The organism is Pseudoalteromonas arctica, from assembly GCF_012927645.1.
Taxonomy (GTDB): Bacteria; Pseudomonadota; Gammaproteobacteria; order Enterobacterales; family Alteromonadaceae; genus Pseudoalteromonas; species Pseudoalteromonas arctica_A.
The window spans coordinates 1-621 of the sequence record NZ_JABBMT010000103.1; the positions used below are offsets into that span (position 1 = coordinate 1).

Here is a 621-nt window from a genome sequence, read left to right on the forward strand (position 1 = left end):
CCCGAGTTCTCTCAAGCGCCTTAGTATTCTCTACCTGACCACCTGTGTCGGTTTGGGGTACGATTCGGTATAATCTGAAGCTTAGAGGCTTTTCCTGGAAGTATGGCATCAGCAACTTCATCACCTTGGTGACTCGTCTCGTGTCTCAGCCTAACAGCAACCCGGATTTACCTAAGTCACTAGCCTACACACTTTCACATGGACTACCATCGCCATGCTTGCTTAGCCTGCTCCGTCCCCCCATCGCAATTATACCAAGTACGGAAATATTAATCCGTTTCCCATCGACTACGCCTTTCGGCCTCGCCTTAGGGGTCGACTTACCCTACCCTGATTAACATGGGATAGGAACCCTTGGTCTTCCGGCGTGCGGGTTTTTCACCCGCATTATCGTTACTCATGTCAGCATTCGCACTTCTGATACGTCCAGCATACCTCCCGGTACACCTTCAACCGCTTACAGAACGCTCCCCTACCACTCAGAATAAATTCTGAATCCGCAGCTTCGGTGCATAGTTTAGCCCCGTTACATCTTCCGCGCAGACCGACTCGACCAGTGAGCTATTACGCTTTCTTTAAAGGATGGCTGCTTCTAAGCCAACCTCCTGGCTGTCTGGGCCT

Annotated in this window: 1 rRNA gene; it reads right to left on the reverse strand. The window is 51.0% G+C overall.

The features are described 5' to 3' along the window. A 23S ribosomal RNA gene (locus tag HHO47_RS19095) occupies nucleotides 1-621 on the reverse strand; the annotation flags it as partial.